This is a genomic window from Saccharopolyspora erythraea NRRL 2338, from assembly GCF_000062885.1.
GTDB lineage: Bacteria > Actinomycetota > Actinomycetes > Mycobacteriales > Pseudonocardiaceae > Saccharopolyspora_D > Saccharopolyspora_D erythraea.
The window spans coordinates 2,321,243-2,347,622 of sequence record NC_009142.1 but is presented as its reverse complement, the minus strand read 5'-3'; the positions used below and the strand labels follow the sequence as shown (position 1 = coordinate 2,347,622).

The window sequence follows — 26,380 nt, the reverse complement described above, 5'->3', positions numbered from 1 at the left end:
CGGTCAAGTCAAGCGACCGCATTCGCCGCGCCGAGGGAAACTGGAGCTGCGTCCGTGTCCGTCACCGACGATCTTGCCCGCTTGACCACCAAGCGACTCCCCGAAGACTGGACCGAGTTGGACCAGCGCGCCGTGGACACGGCCCGGGTGCTGGCCGCCGACGCGGTCGAGAACTGCGGGAGCGGGCACCCAGGCACCGCGATGAGCCTGGCCCCCGCCGCCTACGCGCTGTTCCAGCGCGTCATGAGGCACGACCCCAGCGACGCCGAGTGGATCGGCCGCGACCGGTTCGTGCTCTCCGCCGGGCACTCGAGCCTCACCCTGTACGTGCAGCTCTTCCTCTCCGGCTACGGCCTGGAGCTGGACGACCTCAAGGCGCTGCGCAAGTGGGACTCGAAGACCCCGGGCCACCCCGAGTACGGCCACACCACGGGCGTGGAGACCACCACCGGCCCGCTCGGCCAGGGCCTGGCGACCGCGGTCGGCATGGCGATGGCCTCCCGCCGCGAGCGCGGGCTCTTCGACCCCGAAGCCGCTGCGGGTGAGAGCGTCTTCGACCACCACATCTACGTCATCGCCTCCGACGGCGACATCGAGGAGGGCGTGACCTCCGAGGCGTCGTCGCTGGCGGGCACCCAGCAGCTCGGCAACCTCACGGTGATCTACGACGCCAACGAGATCTCCATCGAGGACGACACCCGCATCGCGCTGTCGGAGGACACCGCCAAGCGCTACGAGGCCTACGGCTGGCAGGTCCTGACCGTGCACGGCGGCGAGGACGTGACCGGTCTGCTCGAGGCGATCGAGACCGCCAAGGCCGAGACCAGCCGCCCGACGCTGATCGTGCTGCGCACGGTGATCGGCTACCCGGCGCCGACCAAGATGAACACCGGCAAGGCCCACGGCGCCGCGCTCGGTGCCGAGGAGGTCGCCGGGGTCAAGCAGGCGCTGGGCTTCGACCCGGAGCAGTCCTTCGAGGTCGCCCCCGAGGTGCTCGAGCACGCCCGCAAGGTCGCCGAGCGCGGCAAGGCCGCCCACGAGAAGTGGCAGGTCGAGTTCGAGGCGTGGGCGCAGGCCAACCCGGAGCGCAAGGCGCTGCTGGACCGCCTGAGCAAGCGCGAACTGCCCGCGGGCTGGCAGGAGAAGCTGCCCACCTACGAGGTCGGCGGCAAGGCCGTCGCCACCCGCAAGGCCTCCGGTGAGGTCCTGGCGGCGCTGGCCGACGTGCTGCCCGAGCTGTGGGGCGGTTCGGCCGACCTCGCCGAGAGCAACAACACCACCATGAAGGGCGTGGAGTCCTTCGGCCCCGCCGAGATCTCCACCGGCACCTGGACCGCCCAGCCCTACGGCCGGACGCTGCACTTCGGCATCCGCGAGCACGCGATGGGCTCGATCCTCAACGGCATCGCGCTGCACGGCGGCACCCGTCCCTACGGCGGCACCTTCCTCATCTTCAGCGACTACATGCGGCCCGCGGTGCGGCTCGCGGCGCTGATGAAGACCCCGGTCGTCTACGTGTGGACCCACGACTCGATCGGCCTGGGCGAGGACGGCCCGACCCACCAGCCGATCGAGCAGCTCGCCTCGCTGCGCGCCATCCCCGGCCTGTCGGTGGTCCGCCCGGCCGACGCCAACGAGACCGCCGCGGCCTGGAAGGCGATCCTGGAGGACACCAGCGGCCCCGCCGGCCTGGCGCTGACCCGCCAGGGCGTGCCGACCCTGGAGGGCACCGACGCCGAGGGCGTGGCCCGCGGCGGCTACGTGCTGGCCGAGGCCGGCTCGGGCGAGCCCGACCTGGTGATCATCGCCACCGGTTCCGAGGTCGAGCTGGCCGTGGCGGCCAGGAAGACCCTGGAGGCCGACGGCGTTGCAACCCGTGTGGTGTCGATGCCGTGCGTGGAGTGGTTCGACGCGCAGGACGAGGCCTACCGCGAGCAGGTGCTGCCGCGGGGCGTGCGCGCCCGGGTGGTCGTCGAGGCCGGTATCGCGCAGCCGTGGTACCGCTTCGCCAAGGACAGCGGCGAGATCGTCTCGATCGAGCACTTCGGCGCCTCGGCGGACTACAAGACCCTGTTCAAGGAGTTCGGGTTCACCGCCGACGCCGTGGTCGCCGCGGCGCGCCGGAGCCTGGACAACGCACGCGCCAACGCGTGAGTGGAGGAACATCAGTGACCACCAACAGCAACCTCGAGGCGCTGAGCGACGCGGGTGTCTCCATCTGGCTGGACGACCTCTCCCGCAAGCGGATCAACTCCGGCAACCTCGCCGAGCTGATCTCCGACTACGCGGTCGTGGGCGTCACCAGCAACCCGACGATCTTCGCCAAGGCGCTGTCCAACGCCGCGGACTACGACGAGCAGGTGCGTGAGCTGGCCGCGCGCGGCGCGAGCGTCGACGACGCCGTCCGCGAGCTGACCACCCGCGACATCCGCGAGGCGGCCGACATCTTCCGCAACATCTACGAGGCGGGCCACGACGGCCGCGTCTCGCTGGAGGTCGACCCGCGGCTGGCGCACGACACCGAGCGCACCGTCGCCGAGGCCCTGGACCTGTGGAAGGCCGTCGACCGGCCCAACCTGATGGTCAAGATCCCGGCCACCGTCGAGGGCCTGCCCGCCATCACCCGCGTGCTGGCCGAGGGCGTCAGCGTCAACGTGACGCTGATCTTCTCGGTGGAGCGCTACCGGGACGTCATGGACGCCTACCTCGCCGGTCTGGAGCAGGCCAAGGCCAACGGCCACGACCTCGCCCGGATCGCCTCGGTGGCCTCGTTCTTCGTCTCCCGGGTCGACACCGAGATCGACAAGCGCCTGGAGTCGGTCGAGGGCGGGCAGGAGCTGCGGGGCAAGGCGGCCATCGCCAACGCCCGGCTGGCCTACGCCGCCTACGAGGAGGTCTTCGCCTCCGACCGGTTCAAGGCCCTGGCCGCCGAGGGCGGCAAGCCGCAGCGCCCGCTGTGGGCCTCGACCGGCGTCAAGGACCCGTCCTACTCCGACACCCGCTACGTCGACGAGCTGGTCGCGCCGAACACGGTGAACACCATGCCGGAGGCGACGCTGTTCGCCTCGGCCGACCACGCCGACGTGCGGGGCGACCAGGTGTCGGGCAAGGCGGCCGAGTCGCAGCAGGTCTTCGACTCGCTGTCGGCCGCGGGCATCGACCTCGACGACGTGTTCGCCGTGCTGGAGCGCGAGGGCGTCGACAAGTTCGAGAAGTCCTGGGAAGAACTGCTGCAGACGGTTCGCGAGCAGCTCGACCAGGCCAAGTGAGCGGTGGGCGCGGGGCGCCGGCGGCGAGACCGCCGGTGCTCCGCGCCCTTCCGGTGCGCGGCATGCCGCGCTTGGCCGGATCAAGCAGACTGTGGGCACGCCGCCGGTGTCGTGCCCGCGGTTCGGCAACGCCGAGGATGCCCATCCCGGCCCGCTGCGGGGCCACGACGGCCGGCTGGCCGTCCAAGACCACCGGCCGGTGCGCACCTTGGTGTCCAATCCACGCTTTTGGAACTCGAGCGCTGAAGGACTTACATGGCGACCGAAACCTCAGTCGAAATCTCCGACTCGGCGCTGGCTGACGAGGCCCGGCCGCTGGCCGAGCGGCTGGCCGGTGACAAGGCGGCGAGCAGGCTCGCCGCGCAGGACCCCACGCTGTGGGGCCCGGACGCCGAGAGCGAGGCGTCCATCCGGCTGTCCTGGACCACCCTGCACGAGAGCTCCCGGCCGCTGCTGGCCGAGATCGACGCCCTGCGCGCGGAGCTGCACTCCGAGGGTCTGGACCGGATCGTGCTGGCAGGCATGGGCGGCTCGTCGCTGGCGCCGGAGGTGATCACCGCGACCGCCGGTGTACCGCTGGTCGTGCTGGACACCACCGACCCCGGTCAGGTCGCCGACGCGCTGGCAGGCGACCTCGACCGCACCGTGCTGGTCGTCTCGTCGAAGTCGGGCACCACCGTCGAGACCGACAGCCACCGCCGCGTGTTCGAGCGGGCGTTCTCCGAGAACGGAATCGATCCTGTGACCCGCATCATCGTGGTCACCGACCCGGGATCGCCGATGCAGAAAGCCGCCGAGGAGGCCGGCTACCGCAAGGTCTTCACCGCCGACCCCAACGTCGGCGGCCGCTACTCCGCGCTGACGGCCTTCGGCCTGGTGCCCGCCGGGCTGGCCGGCGCCGACATCGCCACGCTGCTCGACGACGCCGCGGCGGCGTTCGGTTCGCTGCGCGAGGACTCCGAGAACAACCCGGCCGTGCGGCTGGCCGCGGCACTCGGCGCGGCGCACGCCAGGAGCGCCGAGAAGGTCGTCTTCGCCGACACCGGCTCGGGCGTCAAGGGCCTGCCGGACTGGGCCGAGCAGCTCATCGCCGAGTCGACCGGCAAGAACGGCACCGGCCTGCTGCCGGTGGTCACCGAGGGCGCCCGCGCGGCCGGCTTCGCCGACGCCGGTGACGACGCCACGACGGTGGCGATCGGTCCCGCCGACGAAGCGGCCCGGATCAGCGTCGACGGCCCGCTCGGCGGCCAGTTCCTGCTGTGGGAGTTCGCCACCGCGCTGGCCGGCCGCCTGCTGGGCATCGACCCGTTCGACCAGCCCGACGTCGAGGCCGCCAAGAAGGCCGCGCGTGCGCTGCTGGACGGCGCGGGCGGTGGCCCGGCCGCGACCCCGGCGACCGTCGACGGCTCGATCGAGGTGCACCCCTCCGGCGACTGGCTCTCGGCCGGGGTCGGCACCGTCGCCGAGGCGCTGCGGGCGTTCCTGGCGACCGCGCCGGGCAGCGGCTACCTGTCGGTGCAGGCCTACCTCGACCGGCTCGACGACGCCTCGGCGGCCGTGCTGCGCCCGGAGCTGGCGCGCCGCACCGGCCTGCAGACGACCTTCGGGTGGGGTCCGCGGTTCCTGCACTCCACCGGGCAGTACCACAAGGGCGGCCACCAGAACGGGGTCTTCCTGCAGATCACCGGCACCGCCGAGGAGGACCTGGAGGTCCCCGGCCGGCCCTACACGCTGGGCGAGCTCCAGCGCGCCCAGGCGCTGGGCGACGGCCAGGTGCTGGCCGAGCACAACCGGCCGGTGCTCCGGCTGCACCTCAACGACCGGGCGGCCGGCCTGGTCGAGCTGGTGAAGGCGGTGCAGGGCCTGCACCAGGACCAGGCACAGGAGGGCGAGGCGTGAGTTCGCAGTGGCAGAACCCATTACGTGACCCGCGGGACAAGCGGCTCCCGCGCATCGCGGGGCCGTCCGGGCTGACGATCTTCGGCGTCACCGGCGACCTGTCCCGCAAGAAGCTGATGCCGGCGATCTACGACCTGGCCAACCGCGGGCTGCTGCCGCCGGGCTTCGCGCTCACCGGCTTCGCCCGCCGGGACTGGGCCGACCAGGACTTCGGGCAGGTCGTCTACGAGGCGGTCAAGGAGCACGCCCGCACCCCGTTCCACCAGACGGTGTGGGACCGGCTGGCCGAGGGCTTCCGGTTCGTGCCCGGCTCCTTCGACGACCCGGCGGCGTTCGACCGGCTCGCCGAGACGGTCAAGCAGCTCGACGCCGAGCGCGGCACCGGCGGCAACCACGCCTTCTACCTGTCGGTTCCGCCGTCGGCGTTCCCGACGGTGCTCAAGCAGCTCTCCCGCTCCGGGCTGACCGAGCAGTCGCCCGACACCTGGCGGCGGGTGGTCATCGAGAAGCCGTTCGGCCACGACCTGTCCAGCGCGCAGGAGCTGAACCGGATCGTCAACGAGGTCTTCCCCGAGGACTCGGTGTTCCGCATCGACCACTACCTCGGCAAGGAGACCGTCCAGAACATCCTGGCGCTGCGCTTCGCCAACCAGCTGTTCGAGCCGATCTGGAACGCCCACTACGTCGACCACGTGCAGATCACGATGGCCGAGGACATCGGCCTCGGCGGCCGGGCCGGCTACTACGACGGCATCGGCGCCGCGCGCGACGTCATCCAGAACCACCTGCTGCAGCTGATGGCGCTGACCGCGATGGAGGAGCCGGTCTCCTTCTCGCCGCAGGACCTGCGGGCGGAGAAGCTGAAGGTGCTCTCTGCGACCAAGCCGGTCGGTCCGTTCGACCAGACCACCGCGCGCGGCCAGTACACCGGCGGCTGGCAGGGCGGTTCGCTGGTGCCCGGGCTGCACGAGGAGGGCGGTTTCTCCCCCGACTCCACCACCGAGACCTACGCCGCGATCACCCTGGAGGTCGAGAGCAGGCGCTGGGCCGGGGTGCCGTTCTACCTGCGCACCGGCAAGCGGCTGGGTAGGCGGGTCACCGAGATCGCGGTGGTGTTCAAGCGCGCCCCGCACCTGCCCTTCGACGACACCATGACCGAGGAGCTGGGGCAGAACGCCCTGGTGATCCGGGTGCAGCCGGACGAGGGCGTGACGATGCGCTTCGGCTCGAAGGTCCCCGGCACCTCGATGGAGGTGCGGGACGTGACGATGGACTTCGGCTACGGCCACGCCTTCACCGAGTCCTCGCCGGAGGCCTACGAGCGGCTGATCCTCGACGTGCTGCTCGGCGAGCCCTCGCTGTTCCCGGTCAACGAAGAAGTCGAACAGTCCTGGAAGATCCTCGACCCGGTGCTGGACTACTGGGCCGCGCACGGCAAGCCCGAGTCCTACAAGGCCGGGACCTGGGGTCCGCCGTCGGCGGAAGCCATGATGGCCCGCACCGGACGCACCTGGAGGCGACCGTGATCATCGATCTGCCGTCCACCACCACGTCGCAGGTCAACAAGAAGCTGGTCGAGCTGCGCGAGAGCGGTGGCGCCGTGGCGCTGGGCCGGGTGCTGACCCTGGTGATCGTCACCGGTGACGGGACCGAGGTCGAGAAGGCCATCCAGGCGGCCAACGACGCCAGCCGGGAGCACCCGGCGCGGGTGATCGTCGTGGCGCGCGGCCTCAAGCAGGCGGCGCCGCGGCTGGACGCCCAGATCCGGGTCGGCGGTGACGCCGGCGCGTCCGAGGTCATCGTGCTGCGCCTGTACGGCGCGCTGGCCGACGAGGGCGCCGGGTCGGTCGTGCCGCTGCTGCTGCCGGACGCGCCGGTCGTGGCGTGGTGGCCCAGCGACGCTCCGGAGAGCCCGGCCAAGGACCCGATCGGCGCGCTGTCGCACCGGCGGATCACCGACGCCGCCGCCGAGGCAGACCCGATCGGAGCGCTGCAGGACCGCGTCCGCTCCTACACCGACGGCGACACCGACCTGGCCTGGACGAGGCTGACGTCGTGGCGCGCGGTGCTGGCGGCGGCCCTGGACCTGCCGCCGCACGAGCCGGTCACCGCGGCCACCGTCAGCGGCGCGGCGGACTCGCCGTCGACCGACCTGCTGGCGGCGTGGCTGGCGAGCTACCTGGACATCCCGGTGCGGCGGCTGGAGCACCCGCGCGGGCCGGGCATCGTCTCGGCGGTGCTGGAGCGCCCGTCGGGCAACGTCGAGATCGTCCGGCCGGACGGCAAGGTCGGTTCGCTGACCCAGCCGGGTCAGCCGGACCGGCGGGTGGCGTTGCAGCGCCGCGAGGTGCGGGACTGCCTGACCGAGGACCTGCGCAGGCTGGACCCCGACGAGATCTACGAGGCGACCCTGCACGGGCTCTCCAAGATCACCAAGGGTGACGAGGCGGAGCAGGAGACCGACGAGGAGGGCGAGGAGTCGTGACCGCTCCTGACGTCGTCGTCCACGAGGGCAGCGACTTGCTGGCCGCGGCCGCCGCGGCCAGGCTGATCACCGCCGTCGTCGACGCGCAGACCGCGCGCGGTGCGGCGTCGGTGGTGCTCACCGGCGGGCGCACCGGGATCGGCGTGCTGGAGCAGGTCCGGCTCTCCCCCGCCTGCGGCGCGGTGGACTGGGGCCGGGTCGACCTGTACTGGGGCGACGAGCGGTTCCTGCCCGACGGCGATCCCGAGCGCAACGAGACGCAGGCCCGCAAGGCCCTGCTCGACCACGTGGCCGTCGACCCGGCCAGGGTGCACCCGATGGCGCCGTCGGACGGCAGGTTCGGCCCGGATGCCGACGCGGCGGCGGCCCACTACGCCGAGGTGCTGGCCACCCAGGCGGACGCGGCGACCGACACGCCGGTGCCGGCGTTCGACGTGCTGATGCTGGGCGTCGGCGAGGAGGGGCACACCGCCTCGCTGTTCCCGGACACCCCGTACGTTCGGGAGTCCGTGCACATGGTCGTCGGCGTGCACGACTGCCCGAAGCCGCCGCCGACGCGGATCTCGCTCACCCTGCCCGCGATCCGCGCGGCCTCCCAGGTGTGGCTGATGACCACCGGTGCGGCCAAGGCCGAGCCGGTGGCGGCCGCCCTGGGCGGCGCGGACCCGGTCGACATCCCGGCCGCGGGCGCGCACGGGCGCAACCGCACCCTGTGGCTGCTCGACCGCGAAGCGGCCGCGGCCGTCGCTCCCCTCGAGGTAGTCGAGGAGCACTGAGCGGGCGGTAGCTGCGAAGCGGGCCTGTCGCCACCGGCGGCGGGCCCGCTTTTCGCTCTCCGGGGAGGCTGGATTTCGCTCCCCAGGGAGGCTGGTTGATTTGATTCGAAGGCGAGTCTCGTTGACTTCCTTCCCACGCCTGAAGGCGGGGAATTCCAACCCTCGCGGGTCGGGTTTCCTGCTTCGTAGACGGTTGCCGTTCCGGCTATCGCTGGGCGGGTCTTACACCGTCTCCACAGGCAGACACCGCCAGCCCGGCGGCCTCGATGTTCTTCGCTGCGTTGACGTCCCGGTCATGGGTCGAGCCGCATCCGGTGCAGGTCCATGACCGCACCTGAAGCGGCATCGATCCAGCGAGGCGACCGCACCGAGCAGGTTTTGCTGGAGGGGAACCACTGGTCGACCGCGATCACCTCACGTCCGTACCAGTCGGCCTTGTACTCCAACATGGTGCGAAACTCCGACCACGACGCATCAGAGATCGCACGTGCCAGGCTGCCGTTGCGCAGCATGTTCCGGACTTGCAGGTCTTCGATCACGACCGTTTGGTTCTCACGGACGAGTCGAGTCGTCAGCTTGTGCAGGTAGTCCCGCCGTCGGTCGGTGATCCGCGCATGCACGCGGGCCACCTTCCTACGGGCCTTGGCCCGGTGGTTCGATCCTTTTTCCTTACGGGCCAGTTCCCGCTGGGCACGAGCGAGCCGGGCCCGATCTCGGCGTTCGTGACGGGGATTGTTGACCTTCTCTCCGGTCGACAGCGTCACCAGCGACTCGATCCCCGCATCAACACCAACCGCATTGCCGGTCGTGGGCAGGTGTTCAACGTGGGTTTCGACGAGGATCGACACGAACCAGCGCCCAGCCGCGTCGCGGGAAACCGTGACCGTGGACGGCTCCGCGCCCTCCGGCAGCGGCCGGGACCACACGATGTTCAACGGCTCAGGCACCTTCGCCAACGTCAGCAGGCCATCCCGCCACTTGAACGCCGACTTGGTGTACTCGGCCGACTGGCGAGACTTCTTGCGGGACTTGAACCTTGGATACTTCGCGCGTTTGTCGAAAACGCCGCGAACGCGCCCTGAAGGTGCCGCAACGTCTGCTGGAGAGGAACCGACGGCACCTCGCTGAGGAACGACAGATCGCCGGTCTTCTTCCAGGCAGTCAGTAGCGCGGAGGTTTCGGCGTAGCTCACCCGTCGCTGCTCGCGGTGCCACGCCTCGGTGCGTGCTTGGAGGGCATTGTTGTAGACGAGCCGGATGCAGCCGAACGTGCGCAACAACTCCTGTTGCTGCTGTTCGGTGGGGTAGAAACGGTACTTGTATGCCCGTTTCACCCGTGTCCTGGCCATGTCTCGCACGCTAACCTGCAGTATGCGAAGCTGATCAGTGGGTAACCGAAGGGCACTGGGATCGGCTTCCTCCCCACGGCTGAAGCCGGGGTCTCCGCCGATTGGAGTTCGATGACCTCCCACCCGTCCCGCAGGACGTTCCTGGGCGCGGCGATCGCCTCCGCCGCGTTGCTGCCCGGTCTGGTCGCCGTCGCGGGCGCGACGGCACCGGCCGGTCCGACCACCGAGATGCGCGGGGAGTGGATCTCCTCGGTGTCCAACATCGACTGGCCGAGCAAACCCGGCCTGAGCGCCGAGGCCCAGCGCGCCGAGTACACCAGGCTGCTCGACCAGGCCGTGGCCGACAAGCTCAACGCGGTGTTCGTGCAGGTGCGCCCGACCGCCGACGCCTTCTGGCCGTCGCCGCACGAGCCGTGGTCGCACTGGCTGACCGGCGAGCAGGGCGAGGACCCCGGCTACGACCCGCTGGCGTTCATGGTCGCCGAGGCCCACAAGCGGGGGTTGCAGTTCCACGCCTGGTTCAACCCGTACCGGGTGAGCATGCAGGCCGACCCGAACGCCCTCGTACCCGAGCACCCCGCGCGCAAGCACCCGGACTGGGTCTTCGCCTACAACGGCAAGCTGTACTACAACCCCGGAGTTCCCGAGGCGCGCGCGTTCGTCGAGGACGCCATCATGCACGCCGTCGAGAACTACGACGTGGACGGCGTGCACCTCGACGACTACTTCTACCCCTACCCCGCCTCCGGCCAGAAGATCCCCGACGAGGAGACGTTCCGGCAGCACGGCGGCAGCTTCGACGACATCGAGGACTGGCGGCGCAACAACGTCGACCTGCTGGTGTCCGAACTGGACCAGCGCATCCACGCGGCCAAGCCGGACGCACTGTTCGGGATCAGCCCGTTCGGCATCTGGCGCAACGCCTCCAGCGACCCCGACGGCTCCGACACCAAGGGGCTGGAGTCCTATTCGGCCATCTACGCCGACAGCCGCAAGTGGGTCAAGGAGGGATGGGTCGACTACATCACCCCGCAGATCTACTGGCAGATCGGGCACTCCGCCGCCGACTACGCGGTGCTGGTGCCGTGGTGGGCGAAGACGGTTGCGGGCACCGACGTCGGGCTCTACATCGGACAGGGTGCCTACAAGGTCGGCAGCGAGGGCTGGACCGACCCGGGCGAGCTGTCGGCGCACCTGACGCTCAACCGCGACCACCCCGAGGTCAAGGGCGACGTGTACTTCAGCGCCAAGTCCCTGACCGGCAACGCCAAGGACGCCTACGCCAAGGTGGTCGCCGACCACTACGGCGACGTCAAGGCGCCGTGACGCCCGGGGCCGGTGGCCGCGGTGCGCGGTCGCCGGCCCCGCTCGCGGAAGTCACGTCCAGGCCCCGCACGCGAAAGTCGAGTCCAACCTGCGGTCACGTCGTCAGTGCGCGGCGAGCTTGCGGAAGTCCCAGCTCCGCACGGTTTCCGGGGTGATCCGCAGCCACGCGTGCCGCTGGTCGTGGACGAACTCCTCGGAGTCGAAGTACTTGCGCGCGAACAGTCGCTCGGGCACCTCCAGTGCCGGTTCCGCTTCCCCGGTCCTGGGCACCTCGCCGACCACCTCGGCGTCGCCGACCAGCTCCGCGCCCCGCAGCTCGTGGTAGTCCACGCCGGCGTCGACCAGCACCGCCACCCGCGGGTCGCGGGCGATGTCGGCCCACCGCTGGCTGCGGGTCAGCGAGTAGAGCCACAGCGACCCGGTGTTCCAGACGAACCACAGCGGTGTGACGTGCGGTCCCGAGTGCCCGCTGGTCCCGACCCGGCAGGTCCGCTCCGAGGCCAGGAAAGCGTCCAGTTCGCCAGGGGACATGGCGATCCGCCGACCGCGCTTCTGCTCCACCACGCCCGGTTCCTCCCATCCACGAGCCGTCGGGCCGATCAAAGCACACCGCCGCCCGTCACCCGGCCGGCAGGCACGGCCACGGGGTGTCAGAGCCTGACTTTCATCTTTGCAAGCGGTGTCAGCCGCTTGGCCCACCCTCGCAACCGGCACCGCCGCGGGTTCTCAGGCGTCCTCTGGCGAGGACAGCTTTTTCGCGGCGCATGGCTGATGCGTGAAAAAAGATCTTGGAGCCAAAGGGGCCGCCACCGGAACCGCCACGCAAGACGAGTTCAACAAACTCTCAGGTGATGTCTGCGAACTCCTCCACCTGGTCCTTCTGCCCGGCCACGATGAGGATGTCGCCCTTGCGCACGACGGTGTCGGCCGTGGCGTAGGTGAACTCCTCCCCCGGTCGCTTCACGCCGACCACGGTGACGCCGTACTTGGAGCGCAGCCTGCTCTCACCCAAGGCCCGGTCCACCGCCTCGTCCGGCGTGAGCGTCTTGACCAGCGCGAAGTCCTCCTCGATCTCGATGTAGTCGAGCATCCTGCCGGTCACCAGGTGCGCCACGCGCTCGCCCATGTCGTGCTCGGGCAGCACGACGTGGTGCGCGCCGACCCGTTCGAGGATGCGGCCGTGCTGCCTGCTGGTGGCCTTGGCCCAGATGTGCGGGATGCCGAAGTCGGCCAGCAGCGAGGTGGTCAGGATGCTGGCCTCCAGGTCGGTGCCGATCGCCACCACGGCGCGCCGGAACTGCGGCACGCCCAGCTGGCGCAGGCTCTCGGGGTCGGTGGTGTCGGCGACCGCGGTGTGGGTGAGCTCGTCGGCGTGCCGCTGCACCACGTCCGGCCTGGAGTCGATGGCCAGCACCTCCGACCCGCGGCTCACCAGTTCTCCGGCCAGCGAGCTGCCGAACCGGCCCAGCCCGATCACCACGATCTGACTCGTTTCGTTCCTAGCCAACGATCGGTCGCTCCTCTGGTAGCTCGTAGCGGCGGGGGCGTTCCCGCAACGCCAGCGCGGAGGCCAGCGTGATGGGACCGAGCCGCCCGATGAACATCAGCGCCACCAGCAGCGCCTGCCCGGCCACCCCGATATCCGGGGTGATGCCGGTGGAGAGGCCGACCGTGGCGAACGCCGAGACCACCTCGAACAGCACCTGGTCGAGCCCGAAGGGCGTGATGACCAGCAGGACCAGCGTGCACGTCATGACCAGTGCGACGCCCAGCAGGGCGATCGTCAGCGCCTGCCGCTGCACTCCTTCGGGCAGCCTGCGGCCCATCACGTGCACGGTGGGCTCCCCGCGGATCTCGGCGTGGATGACGAACGCCAGCAGCGCGAAGGTGGTGATCTTGATGCCGCCCGCGGTGCCCGCGCTGCCGCCGCCGATGAACATCAGCACGTCCTGCACGAGCAGGGTCGCCGGGTACATGCTGCCGATGTCGACGGTGTTGAAACCCGCGCTGCGCGGCATCACGGCGGCGAAGAACCCCGCCAGCAGCTTGGTCTGCGGGCTCAGCGGACCGAGCGTGGCGGGATTGGTCCACTCGGCGACCGTGATCGCCCCGCAGCCGCAGACCAGCAGCACCGCGGTGCCCGCGACGGTGATCTTGGTGTGCAGGCTCCACCGCCTCGGCACGCGCAGGCGGCGGCCGAGCTCGAGCAGGACGGGGAACCCCAGGCCGCCGGCGATGACGGCGAAGATGATCGGCAGGCAGAACCACGGGTCGGCGACGAACCCCATCATGTTGTCGGAGTGGAGCACGAAACCGCCGTTGTTGAACGCCGAGACCGCGTAGAACGCGCCTTCGTAGGCCGCGCGGCCCAGCGGCCGGTCATAGCCCGCGAACAGCCGTGCGGTCAGCGCGAGCATGACGACGGACTCGAACAGCGCGGTGACCAGCACGATCAGGCCCAGCACCCGGCGCACCTCGCCCAGCCCGAGCGTCTTGGTCTCGGCCTGCGCGGTCAACTGCATACGCAGCCCGAAGCGGCGCAGCACCAGCAGGCTCAGCACCGAGGCCATCGTCATGATGCCCAGCCCGCCGAGCTGCATCAGGCACAGGACGACCACCTGGCCGAACACCGACCAGTACATCGGGGTGTCGACGACGTAGAGCCCCGTGACGCACACCGCCGAGACCGAGGTGAACAGAGCCGTCATGAAATCGGCCGACTCATCGCCCGCGGCGGCGCCGGGCAACATCAGCAGCGCCGTGCCCGTACCGGTCAACGCGCCGAAGCCGCCGACGATCAGCACCGCCGGGCGCCTGCGCACGGCGGTGAGCTTCGCAGACCGCCCGGACCGGGCCCTGTCGTTCACAACCTGCGCGCCCCGCTGTCGATCGGTTCTTCCCGACAGCCTCGCAGACCAGCCCGCGGCGTGCTCAGTCCGCGGAGGCCACGACGACGATGCCGTCGGTGTCGCTGACCAGGTGTTCGCCCGGCACGAAGTCGACGCCGCCGAAGGACACCACCTCGTCGAGCACGCCCTCGCCGGTCTTGGTGCTCTTGCGCGGGTTGGTGCCCAGCGCCTTCACACCGAACTCCATCCCGGCCAGCACGGCCGAGTCGCGCACCGCGCCGTGCACCACGACGCCGCTCCAGCCGTTGGAACGGCCGAGCTCGGCGATCAGGTCCCCGATCAGCGCCGTGTGCACCGAGCCGCCACCGTCGACGACCAGCACGTCGCCCTCGCCGGGCCCGGAGAGCACCTGCTTGAGCAGCGCGTTGTCCTGGAAGCAGCGCACCGTGCGGATCCGGCCGGAGAACACCGCGCGGCCCCCGTAGTTGCGGAGCTGCACGTCGCAGCTGCGAACCGACGGGCCTTCCCGGTCGGCGAGGTCAGCGGTCGACAGATCCATGGTTCCTCCACGCGACGTCTCCAGAAGTGGCGTGAGCGTATCGGCTCCGCCCGGTACCGGAATCGCGGTCGCGAGCAACGCCACACCGGGTTCCAGCCCCCGCGAACAGTGCGCACGCGCGGCGCGAGGGGGCGCCCCGCTCTATCGTCGGGCGATGGGAGCCACCGGCAAGGTGTCGACGCTCGAACCCCTCGTCGACTCCAACGTGCACCTGTGGGACCAGCACGTGAACCCGGTGTTCTGGCTGACCGACCGCACCGCGGCCAAGGCCCTGCTGGGCGACTACGAGTCGCTGCCCGACACCTACCTGCTCGCGGACTACCGCACCGAGACCGAGGGCTGCGGCGTGCGCGGCATCGTGTGGTCCGATCCGGGTGCGGCCGATCCGGTCGCCGCGGCCGAATGGGTGCAGCGGCAGGACGACGGCAGCGGCGAGGTGACCGGGCTGGTGACCCTCGGCGACCCGGCCTCGTCGGACTTCGCGGGTCTGGTGGAACGCGTGCGACGCATACCGCTGGTACGCAGCGTGCGCGTCCGGTTCGTCGAAGCCCTGACTCCCGGCGGCTCGGCGACCGGGTCTCCGCTGGACGACCCGCGGACCATGGACAACCTCGCCCTGCTCGCCCGGCACGGCCTGGTCGCCACGATCGAGGCCGAGAGCAGGCAACTGCACCTGGCCGCCCGGATCGCCCGCGAGTTGCCGGACCTGCGCGTCGTCATCGACCACTTCGGCTGGCCGACCGACCTGACCGACGCAGGCTTCCAGCAGCACACCGAGCGGCTCGACGCCCTGGCGGCGGAGCCCAACGTCGCGACGCGGATCGACGCGCTCGGCACCGTCTTCGGCGACTGGACCACCGACGGCGTGCGCCGCTGGCTGCTCGCGGCCGTGGAGATCTTCGGTGCGGGCCGGTGCATGCTCGGCTCCGACCTGCCGATCGAACGGCTGCGCTCGGGCTTCCGCCCGCTGTTCGACGCCTACGGCGAGATCTTCACCCACCATTCCGACGCCGAGCGCCAGATGCTCGGTCACGGCACCGCGCAGCGCTGGTACGGCGCACCGTGACAGCCGACCGCGCGGAACCGTGACAGTCGCGGGAAGCACTGCCGCTGGGCCGACCCGCCACCCGGGCGCGGCCGCCCGCAAAAGCAGAACCGGGCGGGTGGGGAGATCCCCACCCGCCCGGTTCCGGCGTCACTCAGCGGCCCTTGCGCTCCTTCAGCTTGGACAGCGCCTCCTCGAGGATGGCCATGCCGTCGGAGTCACTGCGGCGTTCCTTCACGTAGGCCAGATGACTCTTGTAAGGCTCGTTGCGCCGCGCTTCCGGCGGGTTCTGCTCGTCCTGTCCCGCCGGGAGACCGCAACGCGGGCAATCCCACTGCTCCGGCACGTCGGCGTCCAGGGCGAACGACGGCCGGGTGTGGTGGCCGTTGGCGCACCAGTAGTCCACCCGCTTGCGCGGCGCCGACTCACCCCGCTCCGACTCGCCCATCGGACCCGCCCCCACGCGCGTGCCGCGAATGGCGTTACCACCAGTCATCCATCCTCACCCACCAAGCGGCCCGGGGTCGCCCGCTGCACCCGGGGTGCAGCCGGTCAACCGATCTTGATCAGCAGGCCGACGCCGACGATGGCGATGATCCACAACGCGATGACGAAGAGCGTCATCCGGTCGAGGTTCTTCTCCGCGACGCTGGAACCGGCCAGGCTGGACTGCATACCGCCGCCGAAAAGCGAGGAGAGCCCGCCGCCCTTGGCCCGGTGCAGCAGCACCAGCAGCACCAGCAGCACACTCGTCACGATCAGCATGATCTTCAGGAAAAGGTCCATCACGTCCTCGTTCGCACAGCGGTTCGCAACCTAGAGTACCGGGCCGCTCTCAGCCAGTGGACCGCCGTCCGCCTCAAGCGGCCCGGCACTCACCGAGTCACGGCAGGGGTCCGCCCGCGGCCATGGCGCTGAGCTTGGTGAACTCGTCGCCGTTGAGGCTGGCCCCGCCGACCAGAGCGCCGTCGACGTCGTTCTGGCCGATGAGCTCGCCGATGTTGCTGGACTTCACCGAGCCCCCGTAGAGGACCCGGACCTCGTCGGCGATCTCCTTGCCGTACTTGTCCGCCAGGGCGGTCCGCAGCGCCGCGCACACCTCCTGCGCGTCCGCCGCGGTCGCGACCTTACCGGTCCCGATCGCCCACACCGGCTCGTAAGCCACCACGACCTGGCGAATCTGCTCGGTTTTCAGCCCCTTGAGCGCGTTGATGAGCTGGGTGGTGCTGTGCTCGACGTGCCCGCCGGCCTCGCGCACCTCCAGCGGCTCGCCGACGCAGAGGATCGGCGACATCCCGTGCTTGAGCACCGCGCGCACCTTGCGGTTGACGACCTCGTCGGTCTCGGCGTGGTGCTCGCGGCGTTCGGAGTGGCCGACGACGACGTAGCTGCAGCCGAGCTTGGCCAGCATCGGGCCGGACACCTCACCGGTGTAGGCACCGGACTCGTGCTCGGAGACGTCCTGCGCGCCGTGCTTGAGCAGGAGCTTGTCGCCGTCGATCAGCGTCTGCACGCTGCGGATGTCGGTGAACGGCGGGATCACCGCCACCTCGACCTTGGCGAAGTACTTCTCCGGCAGGGAGAAGGCGATCTTCTGCACCAGGGCGATGGCCTCGAGGTGGTTGAGGTTCATCTTCCAGTTGCCCGCGATCAGCGGTTGCCTGGCCATGCTCAGCGTCCCTCCTCGAGCACCGAGACACCGGGGAGCTCCTTGCCCTCCAGGTACTCCAGGGAGGCACCGCCACCGGTGGAGATGTGGGAGAAGCCGTCCTCGGGCAGGCCGAGGCTGCGCACCGCGGCGGCCGAGTCGCCGCCGCCGACGACGCTGAACGACCCGGAGTCCACGATGGCCTGCGCGATGCCGCGGGTCCCCTCGGCGAACGCGGGGAACTCGAAGACACCGGCCGGGCCGTTCCAGAACACCGTCCTGGAGCCGGCCAGGATGCCCGCGAACAGCTCCACGCTGCGCGGGCCGATGTCCAGGCCCATCCAGTCGGCCGGGATCGCGTCGGCGTCGACCACGCGGGACTCGGCGTCGGCGGCGAAGCGGTCGGCGACCACGACGTCCACCGGCAGCACGAGCTTGTCGCCGTGCTCCTCCAGCAGCTTGCAGGTGGACTCGACCTGGTCCTGCTGCAGCAGCGACTTGCCCACGCTGTGGCCCTGGGCGGCCAGGAACGTGTAGGCCATGCCGCCGCCGATCAGCAGCTTGTCGACCTTGGGCAGCAGCGCCTGGATCACGCCCAGCTTGTCGGAGACCTTCGAGCCGCCCAGCACCACCGCGTACGGGCGCCGCGGGTCGCCGGTGAGCGTGCGGAGCACCTCGACCTCCGACAGCACCAGTCCGCCGGCGTAGCCCGGCACCCGCTTGGCGATGTCGTAGACCGATGCCTGCTTGCGGTGCACCACGCCGAAACCGTCGGAGACGAAGGCGGCGCCGTCACCGACCAGCGCGGCCAGCTCGTCGGCCAGCGCACCGCGCTCGGCGTCGTCCTTGCTGGTCTCGCGGGCGTCGAAGCGGACGTTCTCCAGCAGCACCACCGAACCGTCGGCCTGGGCCGCCACCGCCGACTTCGCCGACTCGCCGACCACGTCACCGGCGAGGGCGACGTCGGCGCCGAGCAGCTCGCCGAGCCTGGCGGCGACCGGGGCCAGCGAGAACTTCGGGTCCGGCTCGCCCTTGGGACGCCCGAGGTGGGCGGTGACCACGACCCGCGCGCCCGCGCCGGTCAGCTTCTCGATCGTCGGCAACGACGCCCGCACCCGGCCGTCGTCGGTGATCCTGTCGCCGTCCAGCGGCACGTTGAGGTCGGCGCGCACGAGCACGCGCCGACCCCGGACGCCTTCGGACAGCAGATCGTCAAGGTTCTTCACGGTCTGCTCCTGCAGTGGGACTTCGGGTTCAGGCCAGCTTCTTGCCGACCAGCGCGGCCAGGTCGGCCAGGCGGTTGGAGTAGCCCCACTCGTTGTCGTACCAGGAGACGACCTTGACCTGGTTGTCGATGACCTTGGTCAGCGGCGAGTCGTAGATCGACGAGGCCGGGTCGGTCACGATGTCGCTGGAGACGATCGGGTCCTCGTTGTAGCGCAGGACGCCCTTGAGCCTGCCCTCCGCGGCGGCGGCCTTGAACGCCTCGTTGACCTCCTCGACCGAGGTCTTCCTGCCGACGGTCGCGGTGAGGTCGGTGACCGAGCCGGTCGGGACCGGGACGCGCAGCGCGTAGCCGTCCAGCTTGCCGTTGAGCTCGGGCAGCACCAGGCCGATGGCCTTGGCCGCACCGGTGCCGGTCGGCACGACGTTCAGCGCGGCGGCGCGGGCGCGGCGCAGGTCCTTGTGCGGGCCGTCCTGCAGGTTCTGGTCCGCGGTGTAGGCGTGCACCGTGGTCATCAGGCCGTGCTCGATGCCGAAGCTGTCGTGCAGCACCTTGGCGATCGGCGCGAGGCAGTTGGTGGTGCAGGAGGCGTTGGAGATGATGGTCTGCGAACCGTCGTAGAGGTCGTCGTTGACGCCCAGCACGACGGTCAGGTCCTCGCCCTTGGCCGGGGCGGAGATGATGACCTTCTTTGCCCCGCCCTCGTCGACGTGCTTGCGCGCGTCGGCGGCGTTGGTGAAGAAGCCGGTGGACTCCACGACGACGTCGACACCCAGCTCGCCCCACGGCAGCTTGCCCGGGTCGCGCTCGGCGAGGATCTTGATGAGCTTGCCGCCCACCTCGATGCCCTCACCGGTGACCTTCACCTCCTGGTCGACCCGACCGAGGATGCTGTCGTACTTCAGCAGGTGGGCCATGGTCGCGACATCGCCCAGGTCGTTGGCGGCCACGATCTCGATGTCGTGTTCGCTGGCGGTGGCTGCCCGCCAGAAGTTCCGCCCAATACGACCGAAGCCGTTGATACCTACGCGAACGGTCACGCCGATCTCTCCTCGTGACTGACCCGGCCGGCTGCGCGGCGGGCGAGCGGTTTGTGTCTCACCGGCAACCCTATCGGTCCTGCTCCGGGTCTCAACCGGGCGGGCGACGCAGGTCGCGCAGGGGGTTGGTGGTGTCCACGGTGCGGGATGGCAACGGGTCCCGGCGGCCTCCCGCCACCCGCGCGCGCTCCCCCTTCCGGTGCACCGGGATTGGGTGCGTTCGCCGGTTGATCGGAATGCGTGAGAGCGCTCTCATATACCCGTGACCGACGTCTCTGCACCGGTCCCGCACGGCGCTCCGCGCCACGAGGGCGCCCTGGCGGCACATGACGCGCAGCGTCATGAGGGCGCCCTGGCGCCATCCGCGCGGAGCGCGGATGAGTCACGGCCCCACTGGGGCCCAACGACCGGTGTCCGGAAGGAAGGCGAACCCTGATGCCCCGACCCCCACTGCCCCGCACCGCGCGAACCCCGCACCGCCGCCGACGCGTCGCCGGCCTGTCGCTCGCCCTCGGCCTCACCCTCACCGGGCTGGCCACCGTCCCGGCGCAGGCCGACGTCCCGCCGCCGGAGCCGGGCTGGACGCTGGCCTTCGGCGACGACTTCACCGGCCCGGCGGGTTCCGGGCCTTCCGGCGAGTGGATCGTCGACACCGGGCACTCCTACCCCGGCGGTCCGGCGAACTGGGGCACCGGGGAGATCCAGAACTACACCGGCGATCCCGCCAACCTCAGCCACGACGGCCAGGGCAACCTGCGGATCACGCCGCTGCGCGACGGGTCGGGCGGCTGGACCTCGGCCCGCATCGAGACCCGGCGCGCGGACTTCAAGGCGGCCGAGGGCGGCGTCATGCGGCTCGAAGCGCGGATCAGGATGCCCGACGTCACCGGTGAGGCCGCGCTGGGCTACTGGCCCGCGTTCTGGGCGCTCGGGGCGCCCTACCGCGGGAACTACTGGAACTGGCCGGGAATCGGCGAGTTCGACGTCATGGAGAACGTCAACGGGCAGAACAACGTCCACGGCGTCCTGCACTGCGACGTCGCACCCGGCGGCTCGTGCAACGAGAACAACGGGCTCGGCGGGAGCCGGGAGTGCCCGGGACAGCCGTGCCAGCAGGACTTCCACACGTTCCGCTTCGAATGGGACCGCTCCGGCGCGCAGGAGCAGCTGCGCTGGTACGTCGACGGCCAGCAGTACCACTCGGTGTCGGAGTCGCAGGTGAGCCCGACGGCGTGGCAGAACATGACCTCGCACGAGGGCTACTTCCTGCTCCTCAACGTCGCGATGGGCGGCGCCTTCCCCGACGGCGTGGCCGGACACGCCACCCCGACCGCGGCGACCGAACCCGGACATCCGATGGTCGTGGACTACGTGGCTGTCTACGCGCGAGGCGCGTAGAAGGGCGCGTGAGCGCCATCCGCGCGAAGCGGGGATGAGTCACGATCCGACAGGCTCTACCGCCGGTGCCGCGGCGCGGCCGGCGAGGCGAGTCGTGCCGGGTCTCGCGGCCTGCAGGGCGGATTGGCAAGCCGTCGAATGCGCAGTAGCCCGGAGCGGTGCGGCTCCGGGCTACTGCGGTTTCGTCTTGCGGGCGGGAAGCGGTGGATGGCCGACGGAAAGGCCCTGATGCCCGACAGCGGGGCGGGGCCGGGCTTTCGGCCGGAGGATGACGTCCCCGGCTTGGGTGGGAACCTCCGGCACTTGAACGCAAGGCGCTTCGGACCCTGACTCATCCGTGCTTCGCACGGATGCCGTTAGGGCGGCCTCGTGACGCGGAGCGTCACGCCTCCAACATCTCCGCCGTTACGGCGGATTCGGTGTCGGGGAGGCCGAGTTCGCGGGCGCGCTTGTCGGCCATGGCAAGGAGGCGGCGGATGCGGCCTGCCACGGCGTCCTTGGTCATCGGGGGCTCGGCGAGCTGGCCGAGCTCCTCCAGCGACGCCTGGCGGTGCGAGAGGCGCAGCTTGCCCGCGACCAGCAGGTGGTCCGGCGCCGTGGGTCCGAGCAGCTCCAGCGCCCGCTCCACCCTGGCCGCCGCGGCGACCGCCGCGCGCGCCGAGCGCCGCAGGTTCGCGTCGTCGAAGTTGGCCAGCCGGTTGGCCGTGGCGCGGACCTCGCGGCGCATCCGCCGCTCCTCCCACGCCAGCACGCTGGAGTGCGCGCCGAGGCGGGTGAGCAGGGCGCCGATGGCGTCGCCGTCGCGGACCACGACCCGGTCCGCCCCGCGCACCTCGCGGGACTTCGCCTGGATGCCCAGCCTGCGAGCGGCCCCGACCAGGGCCAGCGCGGCCTCCGGCCCGGGGCAGGTGACCTCCAGCGAGGAGGACCGGCCTGGTTCGGTCAGCGAGCCGTGCGCCAGGAAGGCGCCGCGCCACGCCGACTCGGAGTCGCAGGCGCCGCCGGAGACCACGTGCGCGGGCAGGCCCCGCACCGGACGGCCGCGCGGGTCGAGCAGCCCGGTCTGGCGGGCCAGCCCTTCGCCGTCCTTGACCACGCGCACCACGTAGCGGGTGCCCTTGCGCAGACCACCGGAGGTGATCACGTGCACGTCGGACTGGTGGCCGAACAGCTCGTGGATCTCCTTGCGCAGCCGGCGCGCCGAGGACCCGCTGTCCAGCTCGGCCTCCACCACCACCCGGCCCGCGACGATGTGCAGGCCGCCCGCGAAGCGCAGCAGCGACGACACCTCAGATCGCCGGCAACAGGTCTTGGTCACCGACAGCCTGCTCAGCTCGTCCTTGACCGCCGAGGTCATCGCCACCGGTCCGTCCTCCTCTCCAGCGCGGCCGTCAGGCTCGCCGCCAGCGCCTCGGGATCGTGCCGTCCCGGCATGCCGGGCAGGGCGACCCGATCAAGCAATGTCTGCGCACCCAGACCTGCCGCGGCGGCGCGGAGCCGGTCCGGGGTCGGCACCGAGTCGGCGTCGGCCAGCACCGCGTCCACCCGCAGCGCGGGTGCGTGCTGCGAGAGTACGTCGAGGTGCTGTTCGGGTGAGAATCCCGCCGTCTCGCCCGGTTGCGGGACAAGGTTGAGCACCACGACCCGCCGCGCGGAGGTGTTCACCAGCGCCTCGTGCAGCTCCGGGACGAGCAGGTGCGGCAGCACGCTGGTGAACCAGGAACCGGGTCCTAGCAGCACAACATCGGCTTCCAGCACCGCCTGGACGGCCTGCGGGCAGGCCTTGGGTTCACCCCGTTCCCCGTTGCTGGAGTAGAGCCGCACCTGCTTCACCCGACCGGGCGTACTTGCCAATGCGACTTGTCCCCGGATCGTGCGAATGGCGGCGGGGTCCGAGTCGAGCCCGACGACGTCGCCCTCCATGTCCAGCGGGGTGCTCGACATCGGCAGCACCCGGCCGCGCACGCCCAGCAGCTCGCACGCCTGGTCGAGCACCGCGACGGGGTCGCCGAGGACCTCCAGCAGGCCCGCGAGCACCAGGTTGCCGACCGAGTGGCCGGCCAGCGCGCCGTTGCCGCCGAAGCGGTGCTCGAAGACCTCCGACCACACCCGGCGGTCGGTGTCGGACAGCGCGGCCAGGGCCTTGCGCAGGTCGCCGGGTGGCAGCAGGCCCAGCTCGCGCCGAAGCCTGCCGGAGGAGCCGCCGTCGTCGGCGACGGTGACCACGGCGGTCACCTCCGAGGTGATCCGCCGCAGCGCCGAAAGCGTCGCCTGCAGGCCGTGACCGCCGCCCAGCGCCACCGCTCGCACGGTGCCGTCGTCTCCGGTGCTCACTCGCGTCCCAGGTCCCGGTGGACGGTCTTGACCATCATCCCTTCGTCGTCGGCGAGCCGTCTGGCCAGCTCCTCGACCAGCGCGACGCTGCGGTGCTTGCCGCCGGTGCAGCCCAGCGCCAGCGTCAGGTAGCGCTTGCCCTCGCGGTGGTAGCCGGCGCCGACCAGCCGCAGCAGCTGCTGGTAGTTGACCAGGAACTCCTCGGCGCCCTCCTGGCCGAGCACGTAGTTGCGGACCTCCTCGTCGAGGCCGTTGAACTCGCGCAGCTCGGGGATCCAGAACGGGTTGGGCAGGAACCGGCAGTCCATCACCAGGTCGGCGTCCATCGGCAGGCCGTACTTGTAGCCGAACGACAGCACCGTCACCCGGGTGCGGGTGCTGGCCTCGGTGCCGAAGGCGTCCTCGATCTTGGCGCGCAGCTGGTGCACCGACAGCGCGGTGGTGTCGAGCACCAGGTCTGCCTCCGAGCGCAGCCGCGACAGCAGGGAGCGCTCGGCGGCGATGCCGTCGGCGAGCCTGCCCTCGCCCTGCAGCGGGTGCCCGCGCCGCACCTGCTCGAAGCGGCGGATCAGCACCTCGTCGGTGGCCTCCAGGAACAGCACCTTCGGCTTGTAGCCGCGGGCGTCGAGGTCCTTGATCACCGAGCCGAGGTCCTCGGTGAACGCGCGGCTGCGCACGTCCATCACCACGGCGACCCTGGTGATCGCCCCGCTGGAGCGGGCCCCCAGCTCCACCATGGTCGCGATCAGTTCCGGTGGCAGGTTGTCCACCACGAACCAGCCCAGGTCCTCCAGGCACTTGGCCGCGGTGCTGCGGCCGGCACCGGACAGGCCGCTGACGACCGCGACCTCGATGCCGGTCTGCTCCTCGCTCACTGACTCTCCCCTTCAGCGTTGTCCCGGCTCTCGCCGGTTCCCCCTCCTGCCGCCAGAGCCGCATGGACGGTCTCGGCGGTGCGCTGCCCGAACCCGGGCACCGCGCTGATCTCCTCCACGGTCGCCTGCCGAAGCCTTCGCAGCGAGCCGAAGTGCTTGAGCAGCGCGGTGCGGCGGGCCTCTCCCAGACCCGGTATCGAGTCCAATGTGGAGGATTTCATGCGCTTGGACCGCTTCTGCCGGTGGTAGCGGATCGCGAAGTCGTGGGCGGCGTCGCGCACCCGTTGCAGCAGGTAGAGCGCCTCGCTGGTGCGCGGCAGGATCACCGGCTCCGCCTCGTCGGGCAGCCACACCTCCTCCAGCCGCTTGGCGATGCCGATCACGGCCACGTCGGTGATGCCGAGCTCGGTGAGCGCGTCGGCCGCGGCGTTGGCCTGCGGGGCGCCACCGTCGATCACCAGCAGGTTGGGCGGGTAGGCGAACTTGCGGGGCCGGCCGGTCTCGGGGTCGATGCCGGTGCGCTCGGCTTCCTGCGGGGTGACGGCGACGTCGGCCTCGGGCTCCCCGGCGGCGGTGTCCGCCAGGCCGTTCCCGGCGGCGGTATGCGCCGAGCCGTTCCCGGCGGCGGTACCCACCGAGCCGTTGGCGGCGACGGTATCCGTCGAGCCGTTCTCGACGGCGGCGGTGGCGCCCGCGGAGCCGTTGCCGCCCTCCTGCGGCGGGGCGGTCTCCTTGAGGTAGCGGGCGAAGCGGCGGCGCACGACCTCGGCGATGGACCCGACGTCGCCGCCCTCGGCGCCTTCGCGGACCGCGAACCGGCGGTACTCGGACTTGCGCGGGACGCCGTCCTCGAACACCACCAGCGAGGCCACCACGTCGGTGCCCTGCACGTGGCTGACGTCGATGCACTCGATGCGCAGCGGTGCCGTGTCGAGCCCGAGCGCGTCCTGCAGCTCCTGCAGCGCGGCCGAGCGCGCGGTCAGGTCACCCGCCCTGCGCAGCTTGTACTGGGTGAACGCCTCCTTGGCGTTGCGCTCCACGGTCTCCATCAGCGCGCGCTTGTCCCCGCGCTGCGGGACCCGGACGGCGACGCGGCCCCCGCGCAACCCGCTCAGCCACTCGGTGATCGCCTCGCACTCCGGCGGCAGCTCCGGCACCAGCACCTCGCGGGGCACCGGGGTGCCGCCCGCGTCGGCCTGCTCGGCCAGCGCCGCCTGCTCGCCGTAGAACTGGGTGAGGAAGCGCTCGGCGAGGGCGGCGGTGCCGGTCTCCTCGACCTTGTCGATGACCCAGCCGCGCTGGCCCCGCACCCGGCCGCCGCGGATGTGGAAGACCTGCACCGCGGCGGCGAGCTCGTCGTCGGCGAAGGCGATCACGTCGGCGTCGGTGCCGTCGCCGAGCACGACGGCCTGCTTCTCCATCGCCCGGCGCAGCGCCTCCAGGTCGTCGCGCAACCGGGCGGCGCGCTCGAACTCCAGCTCCTCGGACGCCTGGCGCATCTCCCGGTCCAGCTTGCGGATCAGGGTGTCGGTGCGGCCGGCGAAGAAGTCGCAGAAGTCCTCGACGATGCGGCGGTGCTCGTCGGCGTCGACCCGCCCGACGCACGGCGCGGAGCACTTGCCGATGTAGCCGAGCAGGCACGGCCTGCCGATCTGGGAGTGCCGCTTGAACACCCCGGCCGAGCAGGTCCGCGCCGGGAACACCCGCAGCAGCATGTCGAGCGTCTCGCGGATCGCCCACGCGTGGGCGTAGGGGCCGAAGTAGCGGACGCCCTTTCGCCGGGGGCCGCGGGTGACGTAGAGCCGCGGGAAGTCCTCGTGCAGGGTGACCGCGAGCACCGGGTAGGACTTGTCGTCGCGGTAGCGGACGTTGAACCGGGGGTCGTACTCCTTGATCCACGAGTACTCGAGCTGCAGCGCCTCGACCTCGGTGCCGACGACGGTCCAGCGCACACCGGTGGCGGTGGTCACCATCTGCCGGGTGCGGGGGTGCAGTCCGGAGAGGTCGGCGAAGTACGACGACAGCCTGCTGCGCAGGCTCTTCGCCTTGCCGACGTAGATCACCCGCCCCTCGGCGTCGTGGAAGCGGTACACGCCGGGGGCGTCCGGGATCGTCCCGGGAGCTGGTCTGTAGGTGGACGGATCGGCCACGCCTCCACCCTACGTGCGCGACCGACACGCCCGGTCATGAGCCGGGCGGCACCGGGCGGGTCCGGCCACGACCCCGCCGGACCCGCCCGGTGCCCCGAAGAAAGGCGCGGACACCCGTCCACCCCGCCTTGGCACCACTGATCAGATGGGGCGG

The 26,380-nt window shown here is 71.1% G+C and carries 23 protein-coding genes and 1 pseudogene; 9 read left to right on the top strand and 15 right to left on the bottom strand.

What is annotated here, in order from left to right:
* Positions 1-54: 54 nt before the first annotated feature.
* From tkt to pgl, 6 genes are all read left to right on the top strand, one after another.
* Entirely contained in the window at positions 55-2,154 is a 2,100-nt protein-coding gene (tkt, locus tag SACE_RS10565) for a transketolase (protein ID WP_021341286.1), read from the top strand.
* 14 nt (positions 2,155-2,168) lie between these two features.
* A complete protein-coding gene (tal, locus tag SACE_RS10560; protein WP_009942962.1) occupies positions 2,169-3,269 on the top strand; it encodes a transaldolase in 1,101 nt (366 codons plus the stop codon).
* A 255-nt stretch (positions 3,270-3,524) separates the two neighbouring features.
* Entirely contained in the window at positions 3,525-5,168 is a 1,644-nt protein-coding gene (locus SACE_RS10555) for a glucose-6-phosphate isomerase (protein ID WP_009942963.1), read from the top strand.
* Positions 5,165-6,694: a glucose-6-phosphate dehydrogenase gene (gene zwf, locus SACE_RS10550; RefSeq protein WP_009942964.1), complete on the top strand. Its 1,530-nt coding sequence runs from the start codon at positions 5,165-5,167 to the stop codon at positions 6,692-6,694. Before SACE_RS10555 ends, zwf begins: the two co-directional genes overlap by 4 nt.
* On the top strand, positions 6,691-7,653 hold the full coding sequence (opcA, locus tag SACE_RS10545; protein WP_009942965.1) for a glucose-6-phosphate dehydrogenase assembly protein OpcA: 963 nt from the start codon (positions 6,691-6,693) through the stop codon (positions 7,651-7,653). The genes zwf and opcA overlap by 4 nt, the downstream gene beginning before the upstream one ends.
* Positions 7,650-8,429 carry a 6-phosphogluconolactonase gene (pgl, locus tag SACE_RS10540; RefSeq protein WP_009942966.1) on the top strand — a complete coding sequence of 260 codons (780 nt, stop codon included), beginning with the start codon at positions 7,650-7,652 and terminating at the stop codon, positions 8,427-8,429. Before opcA ends, pgl begins: the two co-directional genes overlap by 4 nt.
* Before the next feature lie 205 nt (positions 8,430-8,634).
* Here the strand turns inward: pgl and SACE_RS10535 are convergent.
* Together SACE_RS10535 and SACE_RS39085 are read right to left on the bottom strand one after the other, a co-directional pair.
* Positions 8,635-9,433 (bottom strand): annotated as a pseudogene (locus tag SACE_RS10535) (RNA-guided endonuclease InsQ/TnpB family protein); the annotation flags it as partial.
* Positions 9,388-9,777: a helix-turn-helix domain-containing protein gene (locus tag SACE_RS39085; RefSeq protein ID WP_231849968.1), complete on the bottom strand. Its 390-nt coding sequence runs from the start codon at positions 9,775-9,777 to the stop codon at positions 9,388-9,390. The gene SACE_RS39085 and the pseudogene SACE_RS10535, both read right to left, overlap by 46 nt.
* A 111-nt stretch (positions 9,778-9,888) precedes the next feature.
* On the opposite strand from SACE_RS39085, the gene SACE_RS10530 reads away from it, so the two are divergent.
* Entirely contained in the window at positions 9,889-11,103 is a 1,215-nt protein-coding gene (locus tag SACE_RS10530; RefSeq protein ID WP_009942967.1) for a glycoside hydrolase family 10-like protein, read from the top strand.
* Positions 11,104-11,205: 102 nt separating this feature from the next.
* On the opposite strand, the gene SACE_RS10525 is transcribed toward SACE_RS10530, so the two are convergent.
* The 4 genes from SACE_RS10525 to rraA all read right to left on the bottom strand — a co-directional run bounded on the left by SACE_RS10525 (position 11,206) and on the right by rraA (position 14,511).
* Positions 11,206-11,667 (bottom strand): pyridoxamine 5'-phosphate oxidase family protein, encoded by a 462-nt coding sequence (locus SACE_RS10525; RefSeq protein ID WP_009942968.1) that lies wholly within the window; start codon positions 11,665-11,667, stop codon positions 11,206-11,208.
* A gap of 280 nt (positions 11,668-11,947) precedes the next feature.
* Positions 11,948-12,583, bottom strand: a complete 636-nt coding sequence (locus SACE_RS10520; RefSeq protein WP_009942969.1) for a potassium channel family protein — start codon at positions 12,581-12,583, stop codon at positions 11,948-11,950.
* 19 nt (positions 12,584-12,602) lie between these two features.
* The gene (locus tag SACE_RS10515; protein WP_011873580.1) at positions 12,603-13,925 is read right to left on the bottom strand and encodes a TrkH family potassium uptake protein; all 1,323 of its coding nucleotides are present in this window, start codon (positions 13,923-13,925) and stop codon (positions 12,603-12,605) included.
* Between the two features lie 109 nt (positions 13,926-14,034).
* Entirely contained in the window at positions 14,035-14,511 is a 477-nt protein-coding gene (rraA, locus tag SACE_RS10510; RefSeq protein ID WP_009942971.1) for a ribonuclease E activity regulator RraA, read from the bottom strand.
* 154 nt (positions 14,512-14,665) lie between these two features.
* On the opposite strand from rraA, the gene SACE_RS10505 reads away from it, so the two are divergent.
* The gene (locus tag SACE_RS10505) at positions 14,666-15,577 is read left to right on the top strand and encodes an amidohydrolase family protein (RefSeq protein WP_009942972.1); all 912 of its coding nucleotides are present in this window, start codon (positions 14,666-14,668) and stop codon (positions 15,575-15,577) included.
* Between the two features lie 133 nt (positions 15,578-15,710).
* Here the strand turns inward: SACE_RS10505 and SACE_RS10500 are convergent, their stop codons facing one another.
* The 5 genes from SACE_RS10500 to gap all read right to left on the bottom strand — a co-directional run bounded on the left by SACE_RS10500 (position 15,711) and on the right by gap (position 19,469).
* Entirely contained in the window at positions 15,711-16,052 is a 342-nt protein-coding gene (locus tag SACE_RS10500; protein ID WP_031334125.1) for an RNA polymerase-binding protein RbpA, read from the bottom strand.
* Between the two features lie 56 nt (positions 16,053-16,108).
* Positions 16,109-16,342, bottom strand: a complete 234-nt coding sequence (secG, locus tag SACE_RS10495) for a preprotein translocase subunit SecG (RefSeq protein ID WP_009942974.1) — start codon at positions 16,340-16,342, stop codon at positions 16,109-16,111.
* Between the two features lie 97 nt (positions 16,343-16,439).
* Positions 16,440-17,225, bottom strand: coding sequence for a triose-phosphate isomerase (gene tpiA / locus SACE_RS10490; protein ID WP_009942975.1), 786 nt, complete (start codon positions 17,223-17,225; stop codon positions 16,440-16,442).
* Between the two features lie 2 nt (positions 17,226-17,227).
* The gene (locus SACE_RS10485; protein ID WP_009942976.1) at positions 17,228-18,430 is read right to left on the bottom strand and encodes a phosphoglycerate kinase; all 1,203 of its coding nucleotides are present in this window, start codon (positions 18,428-18,430) and stop codon (positions 17,228-17,230) included.
* 28 nt (positions 18,431-18,458) lie between these two features.
* On the bottom strand, positions 18,459-19,469 hold the full coding sequence (gap, locus tag SACE_RS10480) for a type I glyceraldehyde-3-phosphate dehydrogenase (RefSeq protein WP_009942977.1): 1,011 nt from the start codon (positions 19,467-19,469) through the stop codon (positions 18,459-18,461).
* A gap of 435 nt (positions 19,470-19,904) precedes the next feature.
* On the opposite strand from gap, the gene SACE_RS10475 reads away from it, so the two are divergent.
* A complete protein-coding gene (locus tag SACE_RS10475) occupies positions 19,905-20,867 on the top strand; it encodes a glycoside hydrolase family 16 protein (protein WP_009942978.1) in 963 nt (320 codons plus the stop codon).
* A 382-nt stretch (positions 20,868-21,249) separates the two neighbouring features.
* Here the strand turns inward: SACE_RS10475 and whiA are convergent, their stop codons facing one another.
* Genes whiA through uvrC form a run of 4 tightly spaced genes read right to left on the bottom strand, consistent with a single transcriptional unit; the run spans position 21,250 to position 26,226 of the window.
* Positions 21,250-22,230: a DNA-binding protein WhiA gene (gene whiA / locus SACE_RS10470; protein WP_009942979.1), complete on the bottom strand. Its 981-nt coding sequence runs from the start codon at positions 22,228-22,230 to the stop codon at positions 21,250-21,252.
* Positions 22,221-23,201 carry a gluconeogenesis factor YvcK family protein gene (locus SACE_RS10465; protein WP_009942980.1) on the bottom strand — a complete coding sequence of 327 codons (981 nt, stop codon included), beginning with the start codon at positions 23,199-23,201 and terminating at the stop codon, positions 22,221-22,223. The genes whiA and SACE_RS10465 overlap by 10 nt, the downstream gene beginning before the upstream one ends.
* Positions 23,198-24,076 (bottom strand): RNase adapter RapZ, encoded by an 879-nt coding sequence (gene rapZ / locus SACE_RS10460; RefSeq protein WP_009942981.1) that lies wholly within the window; start codon positions 24,074-24,076, stop codon positions 23,198-23,200. Before rapZ ends, SACE_RS10465 begins: the two co-directional genes overlap by 4 nt.
* The gene (gene uvrC, locus SACE_RS10455) at positions 24,073-26,226 is read right to left on the bottom strand and encodes an excinuclease ABC subunit UvrC (protein WP_011873579.1); all 2,154 of its coding nucleotides are present in this window, start codon (positions 26,224-26,226) and stop codon (positions 24,073-24,075) included. Before uvrC ends, rapZ begins: the two co-directional genes overlap by 4 nt.
* Between the last annotated feature and the right edge of the window lie 154 nt (positions 26,227-26,380).